Here is a 5,114-nt window from a genome sequence, read left to right as displayed (position 1 = left end):
GGCACGGCCTGCCGCCGGACATCCGCGCCGCGCTGGACAAGGCGATGAAGGATGCCACCACCTTCGAGAAAGCGATCGCGCAACGCGACAACGATCTGGCGCTGGACTTTTTTAATGATACTGCGACCACCGAGCTTTTTTACACTAATCACGCTCTGGGCGGCGCGCAGCAGGGCGGCCAGCTGCACGGTCTGGTTGGCCGTGCCGCCGGCCGGCGGCGGCAGCGGACCGACCAGGGCGATGCGCAGGCCGTTCATGGGACCGGCGCCAGCAGGCGCTGATAGATGGCGCCGTAGCGGGCCACGCTGTTGTGCCAGTTGCGTTCGCTTTCGACATAGGCGCGCGCCTGCTGGCGCAGCGTCGGCCACAGCTCCGGGTGGCTGATCAGGTGCTGCACCTGGGTCGCCAGTGCGGCGGCGTCGCCGGCTTTGAACAGCAGGCCGGTCTTGCCGTGTTCGATCATCTCGCGGTGGCCGCCGACGTCGGAGGCGACGATCAGCCGGCCTTGCGCCATCGCCTCGAGCGGCTTGAGCGGCGTGACCAGTTCGGTCAGCCGCATCGGCAGGCGCGGGTAGATCAGGATGTCGACCAGGCTGTAATATTCGGCGATCTGCGCGTGCGGCGCCCGGCCGCAGAAGATGACCTTGCCCTGCAGCCCCAGTTGGTCGACCAGCGCCCGCAGTTCTTTTCCTTGCGGACCGCCGCCGACCAGCAGCAGCTGCAGCGACGGCGCCAGCTTGAGCAGCCCGGGCAAGGCCTGCACCAGCAGCGCCAGGCCTTCGTAGTGGTAGAAGGAGCCGATAAAGCCCAGCACCACCTTGCCGTGTACGCCGAGCCGCCGCGCCAGCATGCGGTTGGGCGGCGGCGCGGCGAGGAAGCGGCCGCTGTCGACGGCGTTGGGTATCACGGTGATGCGCGGCGCCGGGATACCGCGCGCAATGAGGTCGTCACGCAGGCCGTCGCAGATGGTGGTGATGGCGTCCACGCGGCGCAGCGCGTAGGTTTCCAGCGCCCGGCTGAGGCGGTAACGCAGGCCGCCGGTGCGGCCGTGGCCCTGGTCGGCGGCGGCGTCTTCCCAGAAGGCGCGGATTTCGTAGACCACGGGAATGGCCAGCGCGCGCCCGACATGCAGCGCGGCGATGGCATTGAGCGACGGCGAATGGGCATGCAGCACGTGCGGCCGCGCCGCCTGCGCGACCTGCCGCAGGCGGCGCGCCAGGCTGGTGATCACCGCCAGCTGCGCCAGCAGCGGCAGGCGCGCCCACCAGCGGCGCTCCGGCGGCGTGCGGAAGAAATGCCAGCCGTCGACGTGCTGCTCGGCTTCGCTCGCGCCTTGTTTGGCACTGGTCAGGTGCAGCGTGTCCCACCCCATGCGGCGTTGCTGGCCGAGAATGGCCAGGGTGCGGAAGGTGTAGCCGCTGTGTAGCGGCGCGGAATGGTCGAGGATGTGCAGGATGCGCATCATGCGGCCTGCTGTTCAAGGCGCCGGCCGGGCGTGTGCAGCGACTGGCGCAGGAAGGATTCGAACATCAGCAGCGACCACAACGCCGCGCTGTGGTCGCGCTGGCCGCACTGGTGCTGCTGCATCAGCTGCTGCACGTAGGGCAGGTTGAACATGTCGCAGTGCTCCAGCACAGGACTGGTGAGGCTGCGTTGCAGGCGCGCGCGCAGCGGGCCACGGAACCAGTCGGCCAGTGGCACGGCAAAGCCCATTTTGCGCCGGTGCAGCAGTTCATGCGGCAGGTACGGCGCCAGCGCTTGCTTGAACAGGAATTTGCCGCTGCCGCCGCGCAGCTTGAGGTCAGGCGGCAGGCCCGAGATCCACTCGACCAGGGAGTGGTCGAGCAGCGGACTGCGCACTTCGAGGCCATGCGCCATGCTGGCGCGGTCGACTTTGGTGAGGATATCGCCGGGCAGGTAGGTTTTGAGGTCCAGGTATTGCACCAGCGACAGCGGGTCGCTGGCCGGGCAGTCGGCGGCGTGGCGGCGCAGCACCTGCACCGCGTGGTAGGGGCCCAGGTCGCGCCGCAATGCCGGGCTGAAGAGTTGCGCGCGCATCGCGTCCTTCAGGAGGCAGACGCGGTCGAAGTAGGCCGCCACGGCATCGCGCCCCAGCGCCTGCAGGGTGGTCTTGGCGCGCAGCGGCCGCGGCGCCCAGTCGGCGGCGGGATAGAGCCGGCCCAGCGTGCCGAACAGCGGTTGGCGCACGCCCAGCGGCAGCAGCGCGCGCCAGCGTTCGGCGTGCAGATGGTCACGGTAGCGGCGGTAGCCGGCCAGATTCTCGTCGCCGCCGTCGCCGGACAGCGCCACCGTCACGCGCTGCCGCGCCAGCTGGCACACGCGGTAGGTGGGCAGGGCGGAACTGTCGGCGAAGGGTTCGTCGTACAGCGCGGCCAGTTGGTCGATGAGGTCGGCATCGTGCTGCGCTACCCGCTGGCTGTGGTGATGGGTGTGGTAGCGTTCGGCGACCAGGGTGGCGTAGCGCGATTCGTCGAACTGCGCCTCGTCGAAAGCGATCGAGCAGGTGTTGACCGGGGTGGGCGAGGCGTGGGCCATCATCGCCACCACCGCGCTGGAGTCGACGCCGCCCGACAGGAAGGCGCCCAGCGGCACCTCGGCCACCAGGCGGATGCGCACCGCCTCGCGCAGGCGGGCGAGCAGTTCGTCGGCCGCGTGGTCCTGGCTGATCAGGCGATGGCGCTGGAACGGCACGTCCCAGTAACGGTGGGGGGCGCCGGGCGCGCTGCCGTGGCGCACCAGCAGCGTGTGGCCGGGTTCCAGCTTGCGGATCTGGCGAAACACCGTGCGCGGCTCGGGGATGTAGCCGTAGGCGAAATACTCGTCGATGGCGAGCGGGTCGAGGTTGCGCCGCAGTTGCCCGTGCGCCAGCAGCGCCTTGATTTCCGAGGCGAAAATCAACTGGCCGTTGTCCAGCACGGCGTAATGCAGCGGCTTGACGCCGAGCCGGTCGCGCGCCAGGAACAGGCAGCGCTGGCGGCGGTCCCACAGCGCAAACGCGAACATGCCGCGGAAGTGCTCGACGCAGCGCGCGCCCCATTGTTCCCACGCATGGACGATCACTTCAGTGTCGCAGCGGGTGCGGAAACTGTGGCCAAACTGCTGCAACTCGCGCATCAGCGCCGGGAAGTTGTAGATTTCGCCGTTGTAGACCACCATCACGCTGCGGTCTTCGTTGAACAGCGGCTGCGCGCCGCTGGCGAGGTCGATGATGGCCAGGCGCCGGTGGCCGAGGCCGACGCCCGGCTCGCGGTGCATGCCGGCCTGGTCCGGACCGCGGTGGCGCTGCAGGTCGGTCATCTGCCGCAGCACGGCGGGGTCGATGTCGGCCTGCTGGTAGAGATCAAAGATTCCGGCGATCGCGCACATGGCTATCCTTTCATCGGGGGACGGGTCAGACGGTCGTAGACGGCCAGGTAGGCCGCGGCCATGGCCGACAGGCTGTATTCGGCCAGCACGCGGCGGCGCGCGCGGGCGCCATGCTGGGCGGCGAGGCCCGGAATGCGGTAGTAGTCGGCAATGGCGGCGGCCAGCTGGCCGGGATCGCGCGGCGGCACCAGCGTGCCGGTCCAGCCCGGCAGCACCAGTTCCGGATTGCCGCCGACGGCGGTGGCCACCACCGGCAGGCCGGTGGCCATGGCTTCCAGCACGGTATTGGAGGCGCCCTCGGCCAGCGACGGCTGGACAAACACGGTCATGCCGCGCAGCAGGCGGGCGATGTCGTCACGGGCGCCGGGCAGCCAGGCCAGGGCGGCGGTGCCGGAGGCGCGCAGCACCTCCTGGCAGGCATGGCGGCACGGGCCGTCGCCGATGATGACCAGCCGCAAGCGGCTGGAGGCCACGCCGCCCTGGGCCAGCAGCGTCAGGAAGGCGTGCACCAGCGTCAGGTGGTCCTTGATTTCGGCCATGCGGCCAACGCTGCCGATGACGAACGCGTGTTCGGTGACGAAGCCGGGCGGGCCGATCGGCGCTGGCGGCCCCAGCCGTGGATGGAATTGCAGGCTGTCAACGCCGTTGCAGATGCGGGTGACCCGCTGCGGCCGGGCGCCAATGCTGTCCACCAGCCAGGCCTCGAGGTCCTTGCTGACGGCGATGAAGTGGCCGATCAGCGGCCGCAGCAGCTGGCGCAGCAGGCGGTAGCGGCGCTTGCTGCCGTCGAGGTCGTCGAGGTCGCGGCCGTGTTCGCCATGGACGCGCAGCCGCACGCCGGCCGCCGCCGCCAGCAGTTGGGCTTCCAGCGCGGCCAGGTTGCGGGTATGGATCAGTTGCGGCTGCAGGCGCCTGAGCGTATGGAACAGGCGCAGGTAGTGCGACCAGTCCTTGCCTTGCTGTTTGTTGATGCTGATGATTTCCACCCCCGGGCGCCGGATGCGCAGGCGGAAATCGCTGGCGTCCTCCAGGCAGACGATGGCGTGGCGGTAGCGCTCCGGCGGCAGGTGATTGATCAGGTTGACCAGACCGTTTTCCAGGCCGCCGATGTCGAGGCGGTGGATCAGGTGGACGATCAGCGGCGCGTTGTCAGCGGTCGACATGGCGCAACCCCTGGTCAATGGCGGGCAGCATGGCGGCCAGCAAGTCGCGCATGGCGGCTTCGGCCTGCGCCGGCTGTTCATCGTAGGCGGCCGCCAGGACGACTTCCGCGCCGCCGTCGTTGCCACCGGTCAGCTTGGCTTTGGCCAGCCTCAGTTTGAGCACTTGCGGGCTGGCGAAGTCGACCCCGTCCTGGCGGTACCAGCGCCACACCAGCAGTTTGTCGCCGGCGGCCTGCAGCAGCGATTCGCGCACGCGCAGCCGGCGTGCGCCGATGACCAGCGGACGCTGGCGGACGTCGACTTCCTCCCATTGCGGCACGCCGGCCAGCACCGGGCGCGGCACCTGGGCCAGCAGCTCGGCGCCTTGCGTTTGATGCCGGTACCAGGTCAGTTGCAACGACACGGTACGGCGGCCGTCGCTGTAGTTGCGCGAAATGCGTTGCGGCTGGCCCATATGCGGCATGTGCCAGTCGTCGGCGCGCATGGCACTGGCGCGCCACGGCGGCGCGGCGGCAGCCAGCGTCAGCTCCGGCGCCGGCACGCTGTCGGCCGGCGCGCGCAGCA

5 protein-coding genes are annotated in these 5,114 nt (G+C 69.8%); all 5 read right to left on the bottom strand.

Going from position 1 to position 5,114, the window contains the following annotated elements:
• On the bottom strand, positions 1–257 hold a 257-nt coding region (locus tag GTP55_RS30395; protein WP_202423911.1), incomplete at its 3' end, for a hypothetical protein.
• Positions 254–1,462, bottom strand: a complete 1,209-nt coding sequence (locus tag GTP55_RS28975) for a TIGR04063 family PEP-CTERM/XrtA system glycosyltransferase (RefSeq protein ID WP_161048230.1) — start codon at positions 1,460–1,462, stop codon at positions 254–256. The genes GTP55_RS30395 and GTP55_RS28975, both read right to left, overlap by 4 nt.
• Positions 1,462–3,387, bottom strand: a complete 1,926-nt coding sequence (locus tag GTP55_RS28970) for an XrtA/PEP-CTERM system amidotransferase (protein ID WP_161048229.1) — start codon at positions 3,385–3,387, stop codon at positions 1,462–1,464. The genes GTP55_RS28975 and GTP55_RS28970 overlap by 1 nt, the downstream gene beginning before the upstream one ends.
• Positions 3,388–3,389: 2 nt before the next feature.
• Positions 3,390–4,550 (bottom strand): TIGR03088 family PEP-CTERM/XrtA system glycosyltransferase, encoded by a 1,161-nt coding sequence (locus GTP55_RS28965; protein ID WP_161048228.1) that lies wholly within the window; start codon positions 4,548–4,550, stop codon positions 3,390–3,392.
• Positions 4,537–5,114: exosortase C-terminal domain/associated protein EpsI (locus GTP55_RS28960; RefSeq protein WP_161048227.1), on the bottom strand; the 578-nt coding region annotated here is incomplete at its 5' end. The genes GTP55_RS28965 and GTP55_RS28960, both read right to left, overlap by 14 nt.

It is taken from the genome of Duganella margarita (assembly GCF_009857535.1).
GTDB classification, from domain to species: Bacteria; Pseudomonadota; Gammaproteobacteria; order Burkholderiales; family Burkholderiaceae_D; genus Rugamonas; species Rugamonas margarita.
Note: the sequence above shows the minus strand (reverse complement) of the source record. Positions and strands in the feature narration are given on the sequence as shown.

What these genes read in the sequence shown, in the direction of transcription:
- GTP55_RS28975 (WP_161048230.1), bottom strand. Translation starts at nt 1,462, where the DNA reads ATGCGCATCCTGCACATCCTCGACCATTCCGCGCCGCTACACAGCGGC.
- GTP55_RS28970 (WP_161048229.1), bottom strand. Translation starts at nt 3,387, where the DNA reads ATGTGCGCGATCGCCGGAATCTTTGATCTCTACCAGCAGGCCGACATC.
- GTP55_RS28965 (WP_161048228.1), bottom strand. Translation starts at nt 4,550, where the DNA reads ATGTCGACCGCTGACAACGCGCCGCTGATCGTCCACCTGATCCACCGC.